Annotated in this window: 20 protein-coding genes; 11 read left to right on the top strand and 9 right to left on the bottom strand. The window is 56.3% G+C overall.

Features of this window, described 5'->3' with window-relative positions; translation table 11 throughout:
• Nucleotides 1-15 precede the first annotated feature (15 nt).
• The 4 genes from IM291_RS11365 (at nt 16) to IM291_RS11350 (ending at nt 5,003) form a co-directional block, all read left to right on the top strand.
• Nucleotides 16-888, top strand: coding sequence for a manganese catalase family protein (locus tag IM291_RS11365; protein ID WP_028013106.1), 873 nt, complete (start codon nt 16-18; stop codon nt 886-888).
• A 67-nt stretch (nt 889-955) separates the two neighbouring features.
• Complete coding sequence (locus IM291_RS11360; protein ID WP_028013105.1) at nt 956-2,359, top strand: cytochrome ubiquinol oxidase subunit I; 1,404 nt, start codon at nt 956-958, stop codon at nt 2,357-2,359.
• Complete coding sequence (gene cydB / locus IM291_RS11355; RefSeq protein WP_028013104.1) at nt 2,359-3,369, top strand: cytochrome d ubiquinol oxidase subunit II; 1,011 nt, start codon at nt 2,359-2,361, stop codon at nt 3,367-3,369. Before IM291_RS11360 ends, cydB begins: the two co-directional genes overlap by 1 nt.
• Before the next feature lie 8 nt (nt 3,370-3,377).
• A complete protein-coding gene (locus IM291_RS11350) occupies nt 3,378-5,003 on the top strand; it encodes an alpha-amylase family protein (RefSeq protein WP_048999540.1) in 1,626 nt (541 codons plus the stop codon).
• Here the strand turns inward: IM291_RS11350 and IM291_RS11345 are convergent, their stop codons facing one another.
• Genes IM291_RS11345 through IM291_RS11330 form a run of 4 tightly spaced genes read right to left on the bottom strand, consistent with a single transcriptional unit; the run spans nt 5,004 to nt 7,497 of the window.
• Nucleotides 5,004-5,990, bottom strand: coding sequence for an SDR family oxidoreductase (locus IM291_RS11345; RefSeq protein WP_048999539.1), 987 nt, complete (start codon nt 5,988-5,990; stop codon nt 5,004-5,006). It lies immediately after the preceding gene.
• Nucleotides 5,991-6,007: 17 nt separating this feature from the next.
• A complete protein-coding gene (locus tag IM291_RS11340) occupies nt 6,008-6,526 on the bottom strand; it encodes a 2-oxo-tetronate isomerase (protein WP_047368522.1) in 519 nt (172 codons plus the stop codon).
• A gap of 11 nt (nt 6,527-6,537) precedes the next feature.
• Nucleotides 6,538-6,984, bottom strand: coding sequence for a DUF421 domain-containing protein (locus tag IM291_RS11335; protein ID WP_028013100.1), 447 nt, complete (start codon nt 6,982-6,984; stop codon nt 6,538-6,540).
• 9 nt (nt 6,985-6,993) lie between these two features.
• Complete coding sequence (locus IM291_RS11330; RefSeq protein ID WP_048959564.1) at nt 6,994-7,497, bottom strand: hypothetical protein; 504 nt, start codon at nt 7,495-7,497, stop codon at nt 6,994-6,996.
• 139 nt (nt 7,498-7,636) lie between these two features.
• Between IM291_RS11330 and IM291_RS11325 the strand changes: the two genes are divergently transcribed.
• The 4 genes from IM291_RS11325 to IM291_RS11310 all read left to right on the top strand — a co-directional run bounded on the left by IM291_RS11325 (nt 7,637) and on the right by IM291_RS11310 (nt 12,718).
• Entirely contained in the window at nt 7,637-8,026 is a 390-nt protein-coding gene (locus tag IM291_RS11325) for a YdeI family stress tolerance OB fold protein (protein ID WP_045630393.1), read from the top strand.
• Nucleotides 8,027-8,090: 64 nt separating this feature from the next.
• Entirely contained in the window at nt 8,091-8,975 is an 885-nt protein-coding gene (locus tag IM291_RS11320) for an SDR family oxidoreductase (RefSeq protein ID WP_028013098.1), read from the top strand.
• Between the two features lie 182 nt (nt 8,976-9,157).
• Nucleotides 9,158-10,081, top strand: coding sequence for a LysR substrate-binding domain-containing protein (locus tag IM291_RS11315; protein WP_028013097.1), 924 nt, complete (start codon nt 9,158-9,160; stop codon nt 10,079-10,081).
• A gap of 255 nt (nt 10,082-10,336) precedes the next feature.
• Nucleotides 10,337-12,718 (top strand): glucose/quinate/shikimate family membrane-bound PQQ-dependent dehydrogenase, encoded by a 2,382-nt coding sequence (locus IM291_RS11310; protein ID WP_192986887.1) that lies wholly within the window; start codon nt 10,337-10,339, stop codon nt 12,716-12,718.
• Nucleotides 12,719-12,795: 77 nt separating this feature from the next.
• Here IM291_RS11310 and IM291_RS11305 read toward each other — a convergent pair whose 3' ends face one another.
• From IM291_RS11305 to IM291_RS11290, 4 genes are all read right to left on the bottom strand, one after another.
• The gene (locus tag IM291_RS11305) at nt 12,796-14,490 is read right to left on the bottom strand and encodes a methyl-accepting chemotaxis protein (protein WP_192986885.1); all 1,695 of its coding nucleotides are present in this window, start codon (nt 14,488-14,490) and stop codon (nt 12,796-12,798) included.
• A 160-nt stretch (nt 14,491-14,650) separates the two neighbouring features.
• Nucleotides 14,651-15,769, bottom strand: coding sequence for an S-(hydroxymethyl)glutathione dehydrogenase/class III alcohol dehydrogenase (locus tag IM291_RS11300; RefSeq protein ID WP_041910069.1), 1,119 nt, complete (start codon nt 15,767-15,769; stop codon nt 14,651-14,653).
• 31 nt (nt 15,770-15,800) lie between these two features.
• A complete protein-coding gene (locus tag IM291_RS11295; protein ID WP_028013093.1) occupies nt 15,801-16,076 on the bottom strand; it encodes a metal/formaldehyde-sensitive transcriptional repressor in 276 nt (91 codons plus the stop codon).
• A gap of 91 nt (nt 16,077-16,167) precedes the next feature.
• Nucleotides 16,168-17,106, bottom strand: a complete 939-nt coding sequence (locus IM291_RS11290) for a LysR family transcriptional regulator (protein ID WP_192971046.1) — start codon at nt 17,104-17,106, stop codon at nt 16,168-16,170.
• Nucleotides 17,107-17,195: 89 nt separating this feature from the next.
• Between IM291_RS11290 and IM291_RS11285 the strand changes: the two genes are divergently transcribed.
• The 3 genes from IM291_RS11285 to IM291_RS11275 all read left to right on the top strand — a co-directional run bounded on the left by IM291_RS11285 (nt 17,196) and on the right by IM291_RS11275 (nt 18,854).
• Nucleotides 17,196-17,672: a GNAT family N-acetyltransferase gene (locus IM291_RS11285; RefSeq protein ID WP_045260478.1), complete on the top strand. Its 477-nt coding sequence runs from the start codon at nt 17,196-17,198 to the stop codon at nt 17,670-17,672.
• Between the two features lie 121 nt (nt 17,673-17,793).
• Entirely contained in the window at nt 17,794-18,462 is a 669-nt protein-coding gene (locus IM291_RS11280; RefSeq protein ID WP_192971045.1) for an epoxyqueuosine reductase QueH, read from the top strand.
• A 119-nt stretch (nt 18,463-18,581) separates the two neighbouring features.
• On the top strand, nt 18,582-18,854 hold the full coding sequence (locus IM291_RS11275) for a YqjD family protein (protein ID WP_028013089.1): 273 nt from the start codon (nt 18,582-18,584) through the stop codon (nt 18,852-18,854).
• Nucleotides 18,855-18,879: 25 nt separating this feature from the next.
• On the opposite strand, the gene IM291_RS11270 is transcribed toward IM291_RS11275, so the two are convergent.
• Entirely contained in the window at nt 18,880-20,343 is a 1,464-nt protein-coding gene (locus IM291_RS11270) for an EAL domain-containing protein (protein ID WP_192986883.1), read from the bottom strand.
• Between the last annotated feature and the right edge of the window lie 117 nt (nt 20,344-20,460).

Genomic DNA, 20,460 nt, shown 5'->3' with positions numbered 1-20,460 from the left:
CACAGGAGAGTGCCTATGTTTCGACACGTCAAACAGCTGCAATATACGGTTCGAGTCGCCGAACCCAACCCCGGTCTTGCTAACCTTTTACTGGAACAGTTTGGCGGGCCGCAGGGCGAACTGGCTGCCGCCTGCCGTTACTTCACTCAGGGCCTGAGCGATGACGATCCGGGCCGCAAGGATATGCTGATGGATATCGCCACCGAGGAGCTAAGCCACCTCGAAATCATCGGTACGCTGGTTGGTATGCTGAACAAAGGTGCCAAAGGCGCGCTGGCGGAAGGGGTGGAAAATGAGGCTGAACTGTATCGGTCCATGACCGAAAACGGTAACGACAGCCACATCACCTCCCTCCTCTACGGCGGCGGTACCCCGCTCACTAACTCGGCGGGCGTGCCCTGGACGGCAGCCTACGTCGATACCATCGGCGAGCCGACGGCGGATCTGCGCTCGAACGTGGCGGCAGAGGCCAGGGCGAAAATCATCTATGAACGGCTGATTAACGTCACTGACGATCCCGGAGTGAAGGATGCGCTGGCGTTTCTGATGACGCGTGAGGCGGCGCATCAGCTCTCCTTTGAGAAGGCGCTGCAGTCCATTCGTAATAATTTCCCGCCGGGAAAACTGCCGCCAATCGAGGAATTCACCAACAAGTACTACAATATGTCTGAAGGTGGAGAGGTTCGCGGAAGCTGGAACAGCGATAAGCACTTTGATTACGTTGAGTCCCCCCAGCCTGCGGTTGATGGCGGAGACGGTAGCGCCAGCGTGACGCTCACAGCTGAACAGGCAACCCTGGTTAAGGCGATGTCTGCCCGCACCAAGTCCGATCCCCATTCCGACCCGCTGACCGGTGCCGAGCTGGGTGCCGGAAAGAGTAAACCGTAATCGGTTTTGCCGGGCATTCTGACCTGCCCGGCAATTCTCGTGCCCCATCGCTTCAGAGGTACGGACCATGTTCGAACTTGATGCATTTCATCTCGCCAGAATTCAGTTCGCTTTTACCGTCTCGTTTCACATTCTTTTCCCGGCGATCACCATCGGTCTTGCCAGCTATCTGGTCGTGCTCGAAGGCATGTGGCTGCGCACCAAAAACGACGTCTGGCGCTCGCTGTACCACTTCTGGCTCAAGATATTTGCCGTTAACTTCGGGATGGGTGTCGTTTCCGGGCTAGTCATGGCGTATCAGTTCGGCACCAACTGGAGCGGGTTCTCCCAGTTCGCAGGCAGTATTACCGGTCCCCTGCTGACCTACGAGGTGTTAACCGCCTTCTTCCTGGAAGCTGGCTTTCTTGGCGTAATGATGTTCGGCTGGAACAAGGTCGGCCCTGGGCTGCACTTCTTTTCAACCTGCATGGTGGCGCTCGGCACGCTGATGTCGACCTTCTGGATCCTCGCCTCAAACAGCTGGATGCACACCCCGCAGGGTTTTACTATCGAGAACGGGCAGGTCATTCCGCAGGACTGGCTGGCGATTATCTTTAACCCCTCCTTCCCTTACCGCCTGATTCATATGGCCATCGCCGCATTTCTGAGCAGCGCGCTGTTTGTCGGCGCGTCAGGCGCATGGCACCTGCTGCGCGGTAACGATACCCCTGCCATACGCACCATGTTCTCCATGGCGATGTGGATGGCGCTGCTGGTTGCCCCCATTCAGGCCGTCGTGGGCGATATGCACGGCCTTAACACGCTTGAGCATCAGCCAGCCAAAATTGCCGCCATAGAGGGGCACTGGGAAAATCCGCCCGGCGAGGCCACGCCGCTGCTGCTGTTTGGCCTGCCCGATATGGACGAGGAGCGCACCAAATACGGTCTTGAAATCCCCGCGCTCGGCAGCCTTATCCTGACGCACAGCCTCGATAAGCAGGTTCCGGCGCTGAAGGACTTCCCGAAAGAGGATCGCCCAAACTCGACCATCGTCTTCTGGTCGTTTCGCATCATGGTCGGAATGGGCCTGCTGATGATTACCCTCGGTTTGGTCAGCCTCTGGCTACGCTATCGCCACCGGCTCTACCACTCGCGTCCGTTCCAGTGGTTTGCCCTCTGCATGGGGCCCGCGGGTCTGGTGGCGCTGCTCGCCGGCTGGGTGACCACCGAAGTGGGCCGCCAGCCGTGGGTGGTTTACGGTTATCTGCGCACGATTGACGCGGTCTCCCTGCACAGCACCCTGCAGATGAGCATCAGCCTGCTGGCGTTCTTCGTTGTCTACTCGTCGGTGTTTGGCGTGGGCTATGTGTACCTCATCCGGCTGATTAAGAAAGGCCCGCAGCCCGTCGATACGCTGACGTCAAACACGTCGGGCACCCCCGCCCGTCCGCTGTCTGCCGCGGAGTCTGTTCCGGAACAGGAGAGAAACTGATGGGCGTCGATATCTCTGTTATCTGGTTTGCCATCATCGTCTTTGCCACGCTGATGTACATCATTATGGATGGCTTTGATTTGGGCATCGGCCTGCTGTTTAACTTCGTGGGCGATGCGAAAGAGCGCGATGTGATGGTCAACAGCGTAGCGCCCGTATGGGACGGCAACGAGACCTGGCTGGTGCTCGGTGGCGCGGGGCTGTTCGGCGCGTTCCCGCTGGCTTACGCGGTGATCATTGATGCGCTCACTATCCCCCTTACCGCGATGCTGATCGGCCTCATCTTTCGCGGCGTCGCCTTTGAGTTTCGTTTTAAAGCGACGCCTTCGCACCGCAAGTTCTGGGACTACTCCTTCGCCGGTGGCTCTCTGCTCGCCACCTTCAGCCAGGGGATCGTCGTGGGGGCGGTGATCAACGGCTTTGAGGTAGAGGGCAGACGCTTTGTGGGCTCGCCGCTTGACTGGCTGACGCCCTTTAACCTTTTCTGCGGTATCGGCCTGGTGGTCGCCTACACGCTGCTGGGCACCACCTGGCTTATCATGAAAAGTGAAGGCGCCCTGCAACGCCGCATGCGCGAGCTAACCCGCCACGTGCTGCTGGCCCTGATGGTGGTGATCGCGGTTGTCAGCGTCTGGACGCCGCTCGGCTGGCAGTACGTGGCCGACCGTTGGTTTACCTTGCCCAACTTCTTCTGGTTCCTGCCGGTTCCCCTGCTGGTAGGCCTGTTTAGCGTGCTGATCTGGCGGCTGACCCGCAACCCGGCCAGCCACTCGCGCCCCTTCCTGCTGACGCTGGGGCTGATCTTCCTCGGATTTAGCGGCCTGGGTATCAGCCTGTGGCCAAACATTATTCCGCCGCGCATCACCCTGTGGGAAGCCGCGGCGCCCCCCGCCAGCCAGCTGTTTATGCTGGTCGGGACCCTGCTGATAATTCCGGTGATTCTGGTGTACACCGCCTGGAGCTACTACGTCTTCCGGGGCAAGGTTTCGGATACTGAAGGCTATCACTGAGGAACGCTATGACGGACTGGCATACACGGGCCATTATCTACCAGATTGACACCGCGCTTTTTTACGATATGAACGGCGATGGCTGCGGGGACATCGCCGGGATCGCGGCCAAGCTGCGCTATATTCGCCGCATGGGGGCGACGGTTATCTGGATCACCCCGTTTTACCTCACGCCCTTTCTCGATGAGGGCTACGACGTCAGCGACCATCTGCAGGTGGACCCCCGCTTCGGAAAACTGGCCGATATCATCGCTTTTATCGAACAGGCCCGGGAGCTGGGCATGCAGGTTATTATTGAGCTGCTGATCCAGCACACCTCGGACGCCCATCCCTGGTTCCAGCAGGCCCGCCGCAGCCCCGCCTCGCCCTATCGCGATTACTATATCTGGTCGGATAACGACGACGACGATACGCCCCCCATGTTTCCCGGCGTGGAAAAGAGCGTCTGGAGCTGGGACGACGAGGCGGGACAGTATTACCGGCACATGTTCTACCGCCACGAGCCGGACCTGAACCTGACCTCGCCCGCCGTGCTTAAGGAGATTGAGAATATTATCCTCTTCTGGCTCAAACTGGGGGTATCGGGATTTCGGCTGGATGCCGCATCACACCTCACGAAGCAGGCGGGCAGCGGTGACGAGGAAAAGGGCCTGTGGATCCTGGAGCACATGCGCCGTCTTATCGAGCAGCGTAATCCGGACGCGATCCTGCTCGGCGAAGTGGACGTAGACGTTGAGGTTTATAAAGACTATTTCGGCAATAACGACCGCCTGCATCTGGTGCTCAACTTCTGGCTCAACAAGTATTTCTACGTCAGCCTGGCCAGAAAAAGCGCCCGCCCGCTGCGCAACGCGGTGAAGAAGATGATCGTCCCGCCAGATTCATGCTGTTTTGCCAACTGGCTGCGCAACCATGACGAGCTGGATCTGGAAGGGATTAGCCAGAAAGATAAACAGTTCGTGCTCGACACCTTCGCCCCTGACGAGGAGATGAACGTCTATCAGCGTGGGATCCGCCGACGTCTGGCTCCGATGTTGAATGGCGATCCAAAGCGGCTGGCGTTCTGCCACGCGGTGCTCTTTTCACTGCCGGGCGTCCCGGTGATGCGCTACGGGGATGAGATCGGCATGGGTGACGACCTTGAACTGGAGGAGCGCTACGCCGTTCGCACCCCAATGCAGTGGGCGGGTTCACAGGGCGGCGGGTTTTCGGCAGCCGATCCTGAAAAATTTATTGCGCCGATAATCGACCACGGGCCCTACCGCTATCAGAAAATCAACGTCGCCGATTCGCTGCTCCACCGCAACTCGCTCCTGCACCGGATTATTGATATTGCCAATACCCGCTCGGAGTTCCCCGAAATTGCCGTGGCGCCCTTTCGCCTCATCACCCTCAATCATGACGCGGTGCTGGGGATCTATTACGAGACCGACGAGCGCAGCATTCTGACCTTCGTAAACTTCAGCGACCAGCCGGTGCAGTTCACCGCCAGAGGGATCCGCAACGCCACCTGGACCGCCTGCCTCGCGGACAAACGCTACGACGACGCGCTGGTTTGCGGCAAAACCGTCGAACTCAGTATTGGCGCCTACGGCTACCGCTGGTTCTGGACGCACCGCAGCGCGCTGCGCTGATTAGCGTTTCCGGCAGGTTATCAGACGCGTCAGCATAATCCCCGCCACCGCGAGGGCCCCCAGCGCCACCTTGCCCGGCATACCGGAGGTGACGGAAGTAGCGCGGTTCTTCGCTTCGTCGGTAAAACGACCATGGATTTTGTGCAGGTCGTCAATCGGCTGGTCGAGATAGTCCCGCCGATCCGCTGCGTTCAGATCGTCGGTCATCTGGCCTTCCCAGGCTTTTTTTACCATCAGACGGTCAAGGTAGCCCGGAAAGAAGAATTGCCCGACGATGGACTGGATAGTGCTGCTGCCCACCCACAGCTCGCGCACCGGTTTCTGCGCAACCTTAAAGATGGCGCTGGCGGCCACTTCAGGCTCAAAGACCGGCGGCACCGGTCGCATCGCCCAGGCGAACTTATTCCTTGCCCATTCGAACTGCGGCGTATTGAGTCCCGGCATCTGCACCATGGAAAGCTGAACCCGGCTGTTCTCGTGCATCAGCTCCGTGCGCACCGCATCGGTGAATCCGCGGATCGCCGCTTTGGCCCCGCAGTAGGCCGACTGCAAAGGGATGGAACGGTAGGCCAGTGCGGACCCCACCTGAATAATCACCCCCCTGTCGCGGGGTACCATCAGCTCCAGCGCGGCGCGGGTGCCGTTAACAAATCCGAGATAGGTAACATCTGTCACGCGACGAAACTCATCCGGCGTCAGGGTACGAAACGGCGCCAGCACGGCCCCCATCGCATTGTTGACCCAGACATCAATCGCCCCGAGGCGATACTCGATCTCGTTAGCCGCATCCACCACCGCCTGGCTGTCGGCGACGTCCGCCTGCACCGCGTGGGCATTAACGCCGAAGCGGCGCAGCTCTTCCTGGGTAGAGTGCAGGCTGGCTTCATCGCGGGCGATAAGCCCCACATCGTAACCTGCCTTTGCAAATTTCAGCGCCGTGGCTTTTCCCACGCCCGCCGTCCCGCCGGTAATCACTATGACCGCCATAGAACCTCCGCGTGAATTTAGCCGTTATTGCCGTCCGACAATGTTGTCACCAGTTCAGCGAGCGAAAATTGCACCGCTTTTTCCACCACATCTTGGCAGTCGCCGGAGAAAAGGACGGTGCGGGTTTTCGTCTCACCGCAGATATTCCAGGCAAAGCAGACTGTTCCCGCCGCCGTGCCGTCATCGCCTCCTTCCGGGCCCGCGTAGCCGCTGATGGCGATGCTGATATCCGCCTGGGCAATGTCGCGGATGCTGGCGGCCATCTCGGTCACCGTCTGTTCACTGACGGCGGTATAGCGCGCCAGCGTCTCCTGACGCACGCCGAGGATCCGCGATTTCGCTTCATCGCTGAACACAACCAGCCCGACGTCATAAAAATCGGCCGTGTTTTCCTCTGCACACAGCGCCACCGAGAGCTTTCCTCCCGTGCAGGATTCCGCGGTGGTTAAGCGCAGCCCGGCATCGGTTAATTTACTCGCCAGCTTTTTGGTGAGTTCACTCACGGTATAATGACTGTCGTGTAAAAGATTGCTCATCTTGCCGCCTCTTATTTTTCAACAGGAATGATTGAAATATGTCCATTGCGCTCAAGTATGGCATATTTAATTTCGCTAAGTTCTGTAATGCCATTATTTTGACGCGCTGACACCAGAATATCATCACAAGATACGTCGACTTTTTTTAGCTTATCCGCTAATGGAACGCCATTCTCAACCAGAATCACAGGGGTCCCATCAAGAATATTCTCCACCGGGGAAAAATATTTCTTCATCAGGCCAAATATAATGTCAACGACCACCAGCGTGGTAATGGTAATCATTGCACCGGTAACGGAGAAATCCTGCCCCAAAAGCGCCTGTTGCGTCGCCTCACTAATAATTAAGAGGAGGATGAGATCAAAGCTGGTCATCTGCAGCAGCGCCCGTCGCCCTGCCACTTTAAATACCACCACGAGAAACAGATAAATCGCCAGCGCGCGAAAGACCATATCCATATCAGCCTCCTAGGGGTAAATAAATTGCCAGAGGTTAATCTCCGGCTCGTTGTTGACGCGGATGACGGTGTTCCATTTACCGGCTCTGGAAGGTGTCGTGAAGTATAAAACAGAGAAGTTGTCTGATTTTTGCAGGTCGTCATAGACCAAATAGAGGGTTTTGCCGTGGCTATACATTTTGTCTGGCTGCGGCCAGACGCTGCCGGGCTCGTACACGTCGCTGCTGTCGGTGGTCAGGCTGAGGGTATAGCTGCCCTCCGTCTTCACCGGGAAGGTGACCTGCATTCTTGACTCCGTCTCCCGCCGGCCGAAGCGTTCATAGTTTATGCTCAAGGAGTTAGCGGAATTGGTTTTGGCCGTATCGCTCACCACTCCGCTGGAAAACAGACCAGCAACCGCTGCGATGATAATAGCCAGAAGGACCACAAAACCCACCTGGCGAAATGAATATTCAAACCTCAACAAGCGATAACTCTCATCTATCCCGGGTAACTTTTCATTTTCATGCTTCATAGTCGTTGTCACCGTTTCGCTTATTTCAAGATAGTTTTGATTTCCAAAGAAAATGTTTTTAAGACTTATCACATTTGCCACATAAAGGAATAGCAACAATACTTAATATGTCAAGACACTCAAAAATGAAGGATATCAGATGAAATTATCACTTATTTCCGCTTTTTTGATATTTCTGGTTCCAGTTGCATGGGCAGATAATAACGGCGGGTTACAAAAAGGTGAAGCACCGCCACCGCCCCACGCGCTGGACAGCGGATATCGTGGAACCGATGACGCGCGTATTATGACCATCGATCAGGCAAAACAATTGCACGATGGCGCGACAATTTCATTGCGCGGTAATCTTATTGACGGTAGCGGCGATAAGTTTGTATTCCAGGATAAAACCGGAAAAATCGACGTTATTATTCCCCAGGCAGTCTTCGACGGCAGAACGGTAAAACCCGATCAGATGATCAGTATCAACGGTTCGCTTGATAAAAAATCATCGCCTGCCGTCGTTCGTGTTGATCGTTTGCAGAAATAATTCAGCGAAGCGTTAACGCTGCAACTATCCATCAAATCTCACCCCTTGGCTTAAGGAGTCAGCTATGAGTGATACTACACAACGTACGAACGCTTACCCGAAACCCCCGTTCCCGGAACAGCCGCAAACGCCGCCGGGACTGGCGTCTGAAATGCAGCCTGTACCCGACCACGGTGAAACAAGCTATAAAGGGCATGGCCGCCTTGCCGGCAAAAAAGCGCTGATCACCGGTGGTGACTCCGGGATTGGACGCGCAGTGGCTATCGCCTACGCCCGTGAAGGGGCAGACGTCGCCATCAACTATCTGCCTGAAGAAGAGAAAGATGCCGCCGAGGTCATCGACCTGATCAAAGCGGAAGGCCGCAAGGCCATCGCGCTGCCCGGAGACGTCCGGGACGAGACCTTTTGCCAGAATCTGGTCGAAGAAGCCGTTTCGAAGCTGGGCGGGCTGGATATTCTGGTCAACAACGCAGGCCGCCAGCAGTTCCGGGAATCCCTTGAAGAGCTGACCACTGAAGATTTTGACGCGACGTTTAAAACCAACGTTTACGCCCCCTTCTGGATCACCAAGGCCGCCCTGCGCCATCTGAAAGCGTCGTCCGTGATCATTAACACTTCCTCCGTTCAGGCGGTGAAGCCCAGCCCCGTACTGCTGGACTATGCTCAGACGAAGGCCTGTCTGGCGGTGTTTACTAAATCCTTAGCCAAACAGCTGGGTCCGAAAGGCATTCGCGTCAATGCGGTCGCCCCCGGCCCGTACTGGACGGTACTCCAGTCCAGCGGCGGCCAGCCGATGGAGAAAGTGAAGGAGTTCGGGGGGGATACCCCGCTGGGTCGTCCGGGACAGCCCGTCGAGATTGCCCCGCTGTACGTCACACTGGCCTCGGATGAGTGTTCCTTTACCTCCGGTCAGGTATGGTGCTCTGACGGCGGCGACGGCGTGATCTAAACCGGTTTGCAGCTTATCCCTCCGCAGTGAGCAATAAATGAACAAGGACGTTCATCACCCACCTCGCCTGAAAAACATGTTGTAACTCAAACAGATCAAATGTTAAAAATATTTTGCTATCAAGTTATCAAAATTAAACAACTTAACTTGTCACCCGCATCGCTCTGTTTTTAACATCGCCTATGGAAAAAAATGGTCTGTTCAGTCAGCGCATACGCTTGCGCCATTTGCATACATTTGTGGCCGTCGCTCAACAGGGAACGCTGGGGCGCGCGGCTGAAACTCTTAACCTGAGCCAGCCCGCGCTCTCGAAAACCCTTAACGAGCTAGAACAGCTGACCGGCGCCCGTCTATTTGACCGCGGTCGGCTGGGGGCACAGCTGACTCTGGTGGGCGAACAGTTCCTGACGCACGCCGTGAAGGTGCTGGATGCGCTCAACACCGCAGGCCAGTCCCTGCACCGAAAAGAAGAGCAGACCAGCGAGGTGGTGCGCGTCGGCGCCCTGCCAACCGCGGCGCTGGGGATCCTACCGCCCGTTATTGGTCAGTTCCATAAGCAGCAGCGAAATACCACTATTCAGGTTGCCACCATGAATAACACCATGCTGCTCGCGGGGCTGAAATCGGGTGAGCTTGATCTCGGTATCGGTCGAATGTCCGACCCCGAGCTGATGGGCGGTCTCAATTATGAACTGCTGTTCCTGGAATCCCTGAAGCTGGTGGTTCGACCCGATCATCCCCTGCTGCAGGACACGGTGACGTTAAGCCGGGTGATGGAGTGGCCGGTGGTGGTTTGCCCGAAAGGGACCGTCCCGCGCCAGGCCGCCGAAACCTTGCTGCAGATGCAGGGGTGTACGCTACCCTCAGGGTGCATCGAAACGCTTTCGGCTTCTCTTTCGCGCCAGCTTACCCTGGATTATGACTACGTCTGGTTCGTCCCCTCCGGTGCGGTAAAAGATGATTTGCGTCAGGGCACGCTGACCGCCCTGCCGATCGCCTCCCCGGGTGCGGGTGAACCCATCGGTATTTTGACCCGGGTGGATACTCCCCTTTCCACGGGCGCACAAACGCTACTGAGCGCTATCCGTAAATCTATGCCTGTCTGATTCCCTTCACCCCTCACCCAGTTCCCTCTCCCACAGAGAGAGGGAACTGGGCTGTGCGTTAATCAAATAATGCGGAATGATTCATTAACAATTGCGTAAAACAAATTAACAGTTTTATCATAACGGCGGATTCACCATTTGGTTCGCGAATCGTTATATAAACAATAATTCACTCGTTTTAATCATTGCTCTACCCGCATTTATTATCCAGATGGTACACACCCGGCAATGCGGAGAGATTCAAAGGAGACAGAAATGGCATTTGGCAGCGCGCCGCGCGGGATACCTCGTATTTTGCAGTGGCTCCTTGCCGGACTGATGTTGCTCATCGGTCTGGCGGTTGGCGGGTTGGGCTTCAAGCTCGCCGCCGTAGGCGGAAGTTTTTACTTCGTGATAATGGGCGTGGTGATGGTCATTGCCGCGCTCCTGATTTTCCTCAATCGCAGCAGCGGGATCGTGCTTTACGGCATCGCGTTTATTGCCTCGCTGTTCTGGGCGGTAAGCGATGCGGGCTGGGATTTCTGGCCGCTCTTCTCGCGCCTGTTCACCTTTGCCGTACTGGCCTTCCTCTGCGCCATCGTCTGGCCTTTCCTGCGCGCGGCAAACCGCGGCGCAGCGAATAAAGCCCCGGCTAATGGCGTTGCGGCGGTTCTCGCACTGGCGATGCTGGTCAGCCTCGGCTGGATGTTTAAGCCGCAAACCCTCGTGGCGGCGAACGAGCCCGTTCCGGTGAAACCCGTTGCTCCCGGCGAACAGCAAAAAAACTGGGAACACTGGGGCAACACCACCCACGGCGACCGCTTCGCCGCGCTGGACCAGATTAACAAGCAAAACATCAGCGATCTGAAAGTCGCCTGGGTGGCGCACACCGGGGATATTCCGCAGAGCAACGGCTCCGGTGCGGAAGATCAGAACACGCCGCTGCAAATTGGCGACACGCTCTATGTCTGCACGCCGTACAGTAAAGTGCTGGCGATGGACGTGGATTCAGGTAAAGAAAAATGGCGTTATGATTCGAAAGCCACCGCGCCGAACTGGCAGCGTTGTCGTGGTCTGGGCTACTTTGAAGATCATGCAAACGTGACAGTGTCACAGACCGAAACATCGCCAGCGGCATGCCCTCGCCGCCTGTTCCTGCCGACCACCGACGCCCGTCTGATTGCCATCAACGCGGATACCGGCAAGGTTTGCGACGACTTTGGTGACCATGGCACCGTTGACCTGAGCATCGGCATGGGCGAGATCAAGCCAGGATATTATCAGCAGACCTCCACGCCGCTGGTTGCCGGAAACGTTGTTGTCGTCGGCGGTCGCGTCGCGGATAACTACTCTACCGGCGAGCCGCCGGGCGTGGTGCGCGCCTACGACGTTCACACCGGTAAACTGGCCTGGGCGTGGGATCCGGGTAACCCGAACCTGACCGGCCTGCCGCCGGAAGGCCAGACTTATACCCGCGGTACGCCGAACGTCTGGTCTGCGATGTCTTACGACGCTAAGCTGAACCTGATCTACCTGCCAACCGGCAACGCCACCCCCGACTTCTGGGCGGGCGAGCGCACCCCGCTGGACGATAAATACAGCTCCTCCATCGTCGCCGTTGACGCTGCCACCGGACAGGTGCGCTGGCATTTCCAGACCACCCACCACGACCTGTGGGACTTCGACCTGCCTTCCCAGCCGCTGCTGTACGACCTGCCGGACGGCAAAGGCGGCACCACGCCTGTACTGGTGCAGACCAGCAAGCAGGGCATGATCTTTATGCTCAACCGTGAAACCGGCAAGCCGGTGGCGAAGGTGGAGGAACGTCCAGTTCCGGCGGGTAACGTTGAAGGTGAACGCTACTCCCCGACCCAGCCGTACTCCGTGGGCATGCCGATGATTGGCAACCAGACGTTGACCGAGTCCGACATGTGGGGGGCGACGCCTGTCGACCTGCTTCTGTGCCGCATTCAGTTTAAAGAAATGCGTCATCAGGGCGTCTTCACCCCGCCGGGTCTCGACCGTTCCCTGCAGTTCCCCGGCTCGCTCGGCGGGATGAACTGGGGCAGCGTCTCCGTTGACCCGAACAACAGCCTGATGTTCGTCAACGATATGCGTCTGGGGCTGGCAAACTACATGGTGCCGCGCGCGAACGTGGCGAAAAACGCCAGCGGCATTGAGATGGGGATTGTCCCGATGGACGGCACGCCGTTCGGCGCAATGCGCGAACGCTTCCTGTCGCCGCTGGGCATTCCGTGCCAGAAGCCGCCGTTCGGAACCATGTCGGCCGTTGACCTGAAAACCGGCAAGCTGGTGTGGCAGGTACCGGTTGGTACCGTGGAAGATACCGGCCCGCTGGGCATTCGCATGCACATGCCAATCCCAATCGGGATGCCAACGCTGGGCGCGTCGCTGTCAACCCAGTCCGGCCTGCTGTTCTTCGCCGGCACCCAGGATTTCTACCTGCGCGCGTTTGATACCGCCACCGGGAAAGAGATCTGGAAGGACCGCCTGCCGGTCGGCAGCCAGTCCGGCCCGATGACCTACGTCTCGCCGAAAACCGGTAAGCAGTACATCGTCATTAACGCCGGGGGCGCTCGCCAGTCGCCGGATCGCGGTGATTACGTTATCGCGTACGCGTTACCCGATAAGCAGTAACGGATGAAAAAAGGGACCGAAAGGTCCCTTTTTTTGTCGGCCGGGTAAGCGAAGCGCCACCCGACACGGCCGGCGACTCAGAACGTTTCCCAGTTATCACCGTTATTCGCTACCGCCGGACGTAGTGCAGCAGGTTTTACTGCCGCAGAGTTCTGCTGTTGAGTACGCCCCTGAGCCTTGCCGCTCAGACGAAACGCCCCGACCGCCTCTGTCAGACGCGCGCCCTGTTCCTCCAGCGACGCGGCCGCCGCGGAGGCCTCTTCCACCAGCGAGGCGTTCTGCTGGGTCACTTTATCCATCTCCGAAATAGCCTGGCTGACCTGCACGATACCGCGGCTCTGCTCGTCAGACGCGGCGGCAATCTCCAGCATGATGTCGGTGACGCGCTTCACCGCCTCGACGATCTCATTCATGGTATTGCCAGCGGCAACGACCTCACCGGAACCCTGGTCTATCAGCGAGACCGATTCGTTGATCAGGCTTTCGATCTCTTTTGCGGCGTTGGCGCTGCGGCTTGCCAGGGTACGGACTTCGCTGGCCACCACGGCGAACCCGCGTCCCTGCTCGCCCGCCCGCGCCGCTTCTACCGCCGCGTTAAGCGCCAGGATGTTGGTCTGGAAGGCGATGCTGTTGATCACGGCGGTAATCTCAGAGATTTTCTTCGAACTGCTTGAGATATTGCCCATGGTTTTCACCACACCGGAGACCATCTGGCCGCCGCGGCTGGCTTTCCCGGAGGCATCTTCCGCCAGCTTGCTGGCATGATGGGCGTTATCGGCGTTCTGCTTCACCGTCGCGGTCAGCTGCTCCATGCTGGCGGCGGTCTGTTCAATCGCCGCGGCCTGCTGCTCGGTGCGTGATGAGAGATCGGTGTTACCGGCAGAGATCTCGCTTGTACCCCGGTAGATCTCCTCCGCTCCCTGACGGACGGTGCCGACCGTTGTTTCAAGGGAGTGCTGCATGGTTTGCAGATCGCGCGTCAGGCGGCCAATTTCGCTGAGTCCGGCCACGTCGTCCGGCATCGTCAGGTCGCCTTTGGCGATATTCTCGATACGTTTCGCTGCACGCTGCAGCGGATTAATGACCGTGCGGCGCAGCACAACGAAGGTCATCGCGGTCAGCACCAGCGCCAGCGCAAACGCGCCCACCATAAACATCAGACCCAGCTGCGTGCGGCTGTGCGCCTGCGCCGTCAACGCATTGGCGCGGTCGGTCCGGATCTTAATCGCCTTCAGCAGAACGGCGTTGTAAGCGTCGTCCAGCGGGCGCGCGGTCTCATTTTCGTGGTTGATGATCGCCTCGAACATGCCGTTTTTGGCAAATTTGACCATCGGCTGGAGGCCCGCGATATAGGCGTCGTAGCGTGCCTTCAGGTCTGCATCCAGCGCTTCGTCCGCAGCGCTGCGCACGGAACGATGCATATAGGCGGTAAAGCTATCCTGGGACTGCTTAATGCGCGTTTCCGCCTCACGGATGTTCTGCTTCATGGCCTCCATCTCTGCGATACGGCTTGCCGCGCCGGCGTGGATCATATTGATACGCGCGGTGCGCAGATGGTTTGAGCTGTTCGATAGCCCCATACGCACCTGAATTTCGGACGTAACGTCCTGCTGATCGTTGTCGGCCTGTAGCAGGAAATACCCCGCCAGACCCGAACTCAAGGCAAACAGCAGAATAATGCCACCGAGAATGGAGGAAAACAGCGGAACCAGCCTGATGTGATGCAGGAAGCTCAGCTTGCGCTGCGCCTGCATCGAAGAAGTGTTGTCCATGACCGTCGACTCTCTTATAGGTAAGATGCGCAAAAACACGCCTGTTAGATAGTCATCGGCACGGCAGAGATTTAGATTACGGCTAAAAACGCCGCACTGGTCACACTTTAGAGAAGATTATTAAAGAAATGCCAGCGGCTAAAAACCGCTGGCAGAAGAGTTACTTGTCGCCGAAATGAATGACGGTGCGGATGGATTTTCCTTCGTGCATCAGATCGAACGCCTCGTTGATCTGCTCCAGCGGCAAACGGTGGGTGATGAACGGGTCGAGCTGAATTTTACCGACCATCGCGTCTTCCACCATGCCGGGAAGCTGGGTACGCCCCTTCACGCCGCCAAAGGCGGAGCCGCGCCAGACGCGTCCGGTCACCAGCTGGAATGGACGGGTTTTGATCTCCTGTCCTGCCCCGGCCACGCCGATGATGATGCTCTCACCCCAGCCCTTGTGGCAGCATTCCAGCGCAGAACGCATAACGTTGACGTTGCCGATACACTCGAAGCTGAAGTCCACGCCGCCGTCGGTCATCTCAACGATGACGTCCTGAATCGGTTTCTCGTGATCTTTCGGGTTCACGAAATCGGTCGCGCCCATTTCACCCGCCAGCTTGAATTTTTCCGGGTTGGTATCGACCGCGATGATACGCCCGGCCTTCGCCTGCACCGCGCCCTGAATCACTGCCAGACCAATGCCGCCGAGACCGAACACCGCCACGGTGTCGCCCTCTTTGACTTTTGCCGTGTTATGCACCGCGCCAATGCCGGTGGTTACGCCGCAGCCCAGCAGGCAGACTTTATCCAGCGGCGCCTGCGGGTTGACCTTCGCCAGCGAGATCTCCGCGCAAACGGTGTATTCGCTGAAGGTGCTGGTACCCATGTAGTGATAGATTGGCTCACCGTTGTAGGAGAAACGGGTGGTGCCGTCCGGCATCAGCCCTTTCCCCTGAGTGGCGCGCACGGCCTGGCAGAGGTTAGTTTTGCCGGATTTACAGAACTTACACTCTCCGCATTCCGCCGTGTACAGCGGGATAACGTGATCGCCTGGCTTCAGGCTGGTCACGCCCTCGCCCACTTCCACCACAATCCCGCCGCCTTCATGACCCAGCACAGCCGGGAAGACGCCTTCCGGATCGTCACCGGAGAGGGTAAATGCATCGGTATGGCACACGCCGGTATGGGTGATTTTGATCAGCACTTCGCCTTTTTTCGGCGGAGCGACGTCGATGTCGACGATTTTCAGCGGCTGGCCGGGGCCAAATGCAACAGCTGCGCGAGATTTCATCATGTCTTCCCTTTTTGTCAGGTGTGTGGATTTATTTTAGATAAGAGCGCAGCAAATGGCCGACTTCCGCCATGCGTACGGCTCGCTGATCCGGCGTTGTGTCTCCCGTCACCAGCTCGTCTTTGAGATGTATTTCAACCATTTCGCCCATCAGGCCATTGGCAGCGCCGCGCACGGCGGCAATTTGCTGCAGGATGGCCAGACAGGGGTCGCCCGACTCCAGCGCGCGTTCAAGGGCATCAACCTGGCCGCGAATGCGGCGGACGCGGGTAAGAATACGTTTTTTATCTTCGGGTGAGTGCGGCATATGCCCTCCTGATACTATAGGGGGGTATGGTATATGAGTTATCTTACATATGTAAACTTACTTTTAACGTGAAATCTAAATCGCGCTGAGCTTATCCGGCACTCATCCCCCTGCCATCTTGCGCCAGCATTTGCAGCTCCTCCTGGAGCCATCGGGTCGCCCCCCGCTGGCCGCTGCGCTTATGCGAGTAAATTTTCACCTCAAATTTGGGAATAGAGAACGGCAAGGCAAAAATCCTCAGTTCCGCCGCCGCCACCAGCTTCTCGGCGGCGTAACGAGGAATGGCCATCAGCAGGTCGCTTTCCGCAACGATAAATGGCGCGCTCAGCATCGACGGCGTTTTGATCGCAATGTGCCGCGTATAGCCCAGCTGCTCGAGCCGCACGTCCAGGACGCCCTGCTTTTCATTCCACGGCGTCACCACCAGGTGTCGGGCCGCGAGATAATCCTCCAGCGTTAGCCGGGTCCGGCTTGCGTTGCTGATAACCACATACTCATCCTCAAACCAGCCGATCTCTTCCAGTTCCGGATGGCGGATATCGTCCTCGGTGCTGAAACCCAGCGCCAGATCTACCTCGCCCGCCAGCAGCTCCGTCAGCGCCGGGCTGTGCGGCAGATAGCGCAATTCGAAACGCAAGCCCGGGGCAGCAGTCTGCAGCTTGTGCATCAGAGCGGGAAAAATACATAGCGCGGTAAAATCCGTAATCCCAATTTGCAAGCTTTCGGTACTGCTGGCGGCGTCAAACTCCGGCTGCGGGGTCAGCTCCTGATTAAGGAACGACAATGCGGAAGCAATAGAAGGCGCAAGCTGAGAGGCGTACACGCTGGGGGACATACGATGCCCTTCCCGAAAAAAGAGCGGATCGTTAAGGGCCGTGCGCAGACGCGACAGCGCATGGCTCAGCGCCGAGGTGCTCATCGCCAGCTCGTCGGCTGCGAGGCGAACAGAACGGTGGCGGTAAATGGCGTCAAAAACGGGCAGCAGGTTTAAATCAAGACGTCTCAGCGCCGGATGCATAATATTCATCATTTGTTGATTTCATTGCACTTAATTCTTCGGACAATACTCCGTATGCTTAACGCCATCAATCGCGAACCGTGCAAATAACAGGAAAAACAATGAGCATAACCCTTCGTCAGGCCCGTCCCGAAGATGCAGCGGCTATTTACGCCATGATCTATGAGCTGGCGGTATATGAAAAAGCCCCCGAAGAGGTCGTAACCACGCCGGACGAGATCCGGGAAACCCTCTTTGGTGCGGGCAGTAAAACCGAGGCGTTGATCGCTGAGTTTGACGGCAGGATCGCCGGCTATGCCGTGTTCTTCACCAGCTATTCGACCTGGCTTGGACGCAACGGGATTTATATGGAAGACCTGTACATTTCCCCGGACTACCGCGGTAAAGGCGCGGGCAGAGCGCTGCTGAAACATATCGCTCAACTCGCGGTAAAACGGCAATGTGGCCGCCTTGAATGGAGCGTGCTGGACTGGAACCAGCCCGCCATTGATTTTTATCTCAGCATTGGCGCGCTGCCGCAGTCCGAATGGGTGCGCTACCGTCTTGACGGCGAAGCGCTGCTCAAATTTGCCGAATAGCGGCACCGCTCAGCGCGAGGATCCCGACCAGGCGGATCCTCGATTCCCACCAGTACAGTCAGAAGACATTAATAACTTGTGCTACAATTCCATAAATTTCATCAACATATTGTAGAACAACATGAGTACAACCCCCTTCATCCGCCCGCAGCTCACCCTGCCAAACGGCGCCGATAAACTTCTGCTGCACTCCTGCTGCGCCCCCTGCTCCGGTGAAGTCATGGAAGCTATTCAGGCCTCGGGCATTGACTACACCATTTTCTTCTATAACCCCAACATCCATCCGCAAAAGGAATACCTCATCCGTAAGGAAGAAAACATTCGTTTTGCAGAAAAACACGGCGTGCCGTTTGTTGATGCCGATTACGATACCGATAACTGGTTCGAGCGTGCAAAAGGCATGGAGTGGGAGCCCGAGCGCGGCGTCCGCTGCACCATGTGCTTCGATATGCGCTTCGAGCGTACGGCGCTCTACGCGGCGGAAAATGGTTTCAGCGTTATCAGCAGCTCGCTGGGGATCTCTCGCTGGAAGAATATGCAGCAGATCAATGACTGCGGCCAGCGTGCGGCAGCGCGCTATCCGGGGATGATCTACTGGGACTACAACTGGCGCAAACAGGGCGGCTCATCACGCATGATTGAGATCAGCAAGCGGGAACAGTTTTACCAGCAGGAATATTGCGGCTGCGTGTATTCCCTTCGGGACAGCAACCTGCACCGCAAGTCGCAGGGCCGCCCGCTTATCCGCATTGGCAAGCTGTATTACGGCCAGGATGAGAACGAAAAATAACGCCCTCTTCTGGTGTAGATATATCCGAAAACCGGCCAATTCCCTCCGAAATTTAGCGTTCCGCCTCTCATCTTTTCAAAGAGAGGCTATCCTTTAACTATCAACAAAAGGAGGCAAAAATGTCTGATTTCGGTACTGATAAAAACACCCAGTTTGCTGAAGACAAAGCAAAAAATAAATTTGATGAACTTTCAGGTTCAGCCCAGCAGCAGTTCGGTGAATTCGTTGATTCACCGAAGCATCAGGTAAAAGGCGCTGCGAAAAAATATGCCGCACAGGCCAGCGATGCTGTCTCTGACGTGACTGAAGCGGTCAGAAATAACCCGCTCACCGGTCTTATCGCCGCAGGTGCGGTCGGTATTGTGCTTGGCCTGTTGCTGGGACGCAAATAAACAAGGCCCTTCGGGGCTTTATTTTTTAGCTGAACAATCTCACCATGCGGTCTAATTCCTCCTCTTTCACGGCGCGCGAGAGATAATATCCCTGAAAGTTTTTCACACCCAGCTCGACTAATTTTTCAAACTTCTCCTCACTGTCAACGCCCTCTGCAATGCAAGCTGTTCCGGTCATGTCGCTGTAAATCTGTATCGCTTTAATCAAATTATAATCGTTGTCGTTCGCCACAAAATGATCGACGATGTCCCGATCCAGTTTCAGCCCATCAAAATGCACCTGCCTCACGGGGAACATGGCATGATGGCTTGAGAAGCAGTCGTCAAGAAACAGTTTGCACCCCGTATTACGCAGGTGCCGCATGGTTTCTGGGATGCTTTTATCTTTCGTTACATCAATATCTTCCGCGAATTCAAAGACCAGCTTTTCTGCCCACTGGGGGTTAAGCAGCATGCCGATGGCTTTCCTGGCCATCTCTGGCAGCGCGTTCCCGGACGCCAGGCGAGGCGGTATATTAACGGAAAAATAGAATTTACCGTTATATTTATTAATCCCGGACACGGCGGCGTGGATCACCATAGCCGTAATCTTTAGCCATACTTCATAATTAGCGATGTCATTCAGAAAACGGGCTGGCTTGACTATTTTACCGTTCTTATTCCAGCGAATAAGTATCTCAAACCCCACTCCTTTCTTGTCACGATCGGTAATGATCTGGTAGGCGGGGAATATCTCCCTTTTCACCAGCGCATTAAAAACTTCCGCTTCTTTATCCGTGAAGTCCACTCTTTGATTTTGGTTTTTAATCCGCCTTTCCACTTTTACATTGCGCGGTTCATTCAACCATCGCTTGATACAATGTAATTTCTGCAGACCTTCTTTACGATGGGTGTAAACCGTTTTATTAGAAAGCCTCAGTTTGTCGCACAGGTCTTTTATAGACATGCCGCGATAGAAGTTCAATAAAACATCAACCTCTCTTCTTGTCAGCCATTTGAGCTTTTCTGACGAGGAACAGTGCAGATAGTAATCGCGTAATAAGCGCGAGCGGTCTTTAAAACCATTATTGTGGGTGTGGAAACAGGTTATTACATCAGATACGCTGGCTATGCGAATCAATGATAATTGATGACTGTTATTTAGAAGACTACCCAGGGTTCGATACAGCCAGCTGTCCGGTATATCACCATACAGGGTAACACGACGAATAACAGGAAGTGCATTGAGTACGGATGCCAGTCGCGTCAGGCTCTCCAGGAGAGCTACCGTACCTTTTCCCAGGAACACTACGATGTGAGCGTTTTGATGAATAAGGATATTTTCCTTGTCAGGATCAGATAACTCATCTCCATCAAAGTGAATATGCGCAGTCTCTATGCCGTACTTTTTGAGCAGCAGGTGATATCCCTGAAACGTAAAGCCGCAGGTTGAAATGACAAATCTTTGCTCGTTGCGCGCATCATTCCTGAGAGAAATTTGGTGGGTCATAACCTGCTCCTGGGCACGAAAGCGCCATTATTATTATGAGTATGTAAACCAACAGCGGTGTGTATAATAATTTTACAATACACCATCAGGTTAAGATACTGTTATCAACGCCATGCA

It is taken from the genome of Enterobacter cloacae complex sp. P27C (assembly GCF_014895705.1).
GTDB lineage: Bacteria > Pseudomonadota > Gammaproteobacteria > Enterobacterales > Enterobacteriaceae > Enterobacter > Enterobacter bugandensis.
Note: the sequence above shows the minus strand (reverse complement) of the source record. Positions and strands in the feature narration are given on the sequence as shown.

Excerpts from the sequence above, each read along its gene's own strand:
- IM291_RS11315 (WP_028013097.1), top strand. The coding sequence starts at position 9,158 with ATGGAAAAAAATGGTCTGTTCAGTCAGCGCATACGCTTGCGCCATTTG.
- IM291_RS11305 (WP_192986885.1), bottom strand. The coding sequence starts at position 14,490 with ATGGACAACACTTCTTCGATGCAGGCGCAGCGCAAGCTGAGCTTCCTG.
- IM291_RS11365 (WP_028013106.1), top strand. The coding sequence starts at position 16 with ATGTTTCGACACGTCAAACAGCTGCAATATACGGTTCGAGTCGCCGAA.
- IM291_RS11275 (WP_028013089.1), top strand. The coding sequence starts at position 18,582 with ATGTCTGATTTCGGTACTGATAAAAACACCCAGTTTGCTGAAGACAAA.
- IM291_RS11320 (WP_028013098.1), top strand. The coding sequence starts at position 8,091 with ATGAGTGATACTACACAACGTACGAACGCTTACCCGAAACCCCCGTTC.
- cydB (WP_028013104.1), top strand. The coding sequence starts at position 2,359 with ATGGGCGTCGATATCTCTGTTATCTGGTTTGCCATCATCGTCTTTGCC.
- IM291_RS11270 (WP_192986883.1), bottom strand. The coding sequence starts at position 20,343 with ATGACCCACCAAATTTCTCTCAGGAATGATGCGCGCAACGAGCAAAGA.
- IM291_RS11330 (WP_048959564.1), bottom strand. The coding sequence starts at position 7,497 with ATGAAGCATGAAAATGAAAAGTTACCCGGGATAGATGAGAGTTATCGC.
- IM291_RS11300 (WP_041910069.1), bottom strand. The coding sequence starts at position 15,769 with ATGAAATCTCGCGCAGCTGTTGCATTTGGCCCCGGCCAGCCGCTGAAA.
- IM291_RS11325 (WP_045630393.1), top strand. The coding sequence starts at position 7,637 with ATGAAATTATCACTTATTTCCGCTTTTTTGATATTTCTGGTTCCAGTT.
- IM291_RS11285 (WP_045260478.1), top strand. The coding sequence starts at position 17,196 with ATGAGCATAACCCTTCGTCAGGCCCGTCCCGAAGATGCAGCGGCTATT.
- IM291_RS11295 (WP_028013093.1), bottom strand. The coding sequence starts at position 16,076 with ATGCCGCACTCACCCGAAGATAAAAAACGTATTCTTACCCGCGTCCGC.
- IM291_RS11340 (WP_047368522.1), bottom strand. The coding sequence starts at position 6,526 with ATGAGCAATCTTTTACACGACAGTCATTATACCGTGAGTGAACTCACC.
- IM291_RS11335 (WP_028013100.1), bottom strand. The coding sequence starts at position 6,984 with ATGGATATGGTCTTTCGCGCGCTGGCGATTTATCTGTTTCTCGTGGTG.
- IM291_RS11290 (WP_192971046.1), bottom strand. The coding sequence starts at position 17,106 with ATGATGAATATTATGCATCCGGCGCTGAGACGTCTTGATTTAAACCTG.
- IM291_RS11310 (WP_192986887.1), top strand. The coding sequence starts at position 10,337 with ATGGCATTTGGCAGCGCGCCGCGCGGGATACCTCGTATTTTGCAGTGG.
- IM291_RS11345 (WP_048999539.1), bottom strand. The coding sequence starts at position 5,990 with ATGGCGGTCATAGTGATTACCGGCGGGACGGCGGGCGTGGGAAAAGCC.
- IM291_RS11350 (WP_048999540.1), top strand. The coding sequence starts at position 3,378 with ATGACGGACTGGCATACACGGGCCATTATCTACCAGATTGACACCGCG.
- IM291_RS11280 (WP_192971045.1), top strand. The coding sequence starts at position 17,794 with ATGAGTACAACCCCCTTCATCCGCCCGCAGCTCACCCTGCCAAACGGC.
- IM291_RS11360 (WP_028013105.1), top strand. The coding sequence starts at position 956 with ATGTTCGAACTTGATGCATTTCATCTCGCCAGAATTCAGTTCGCTTTT.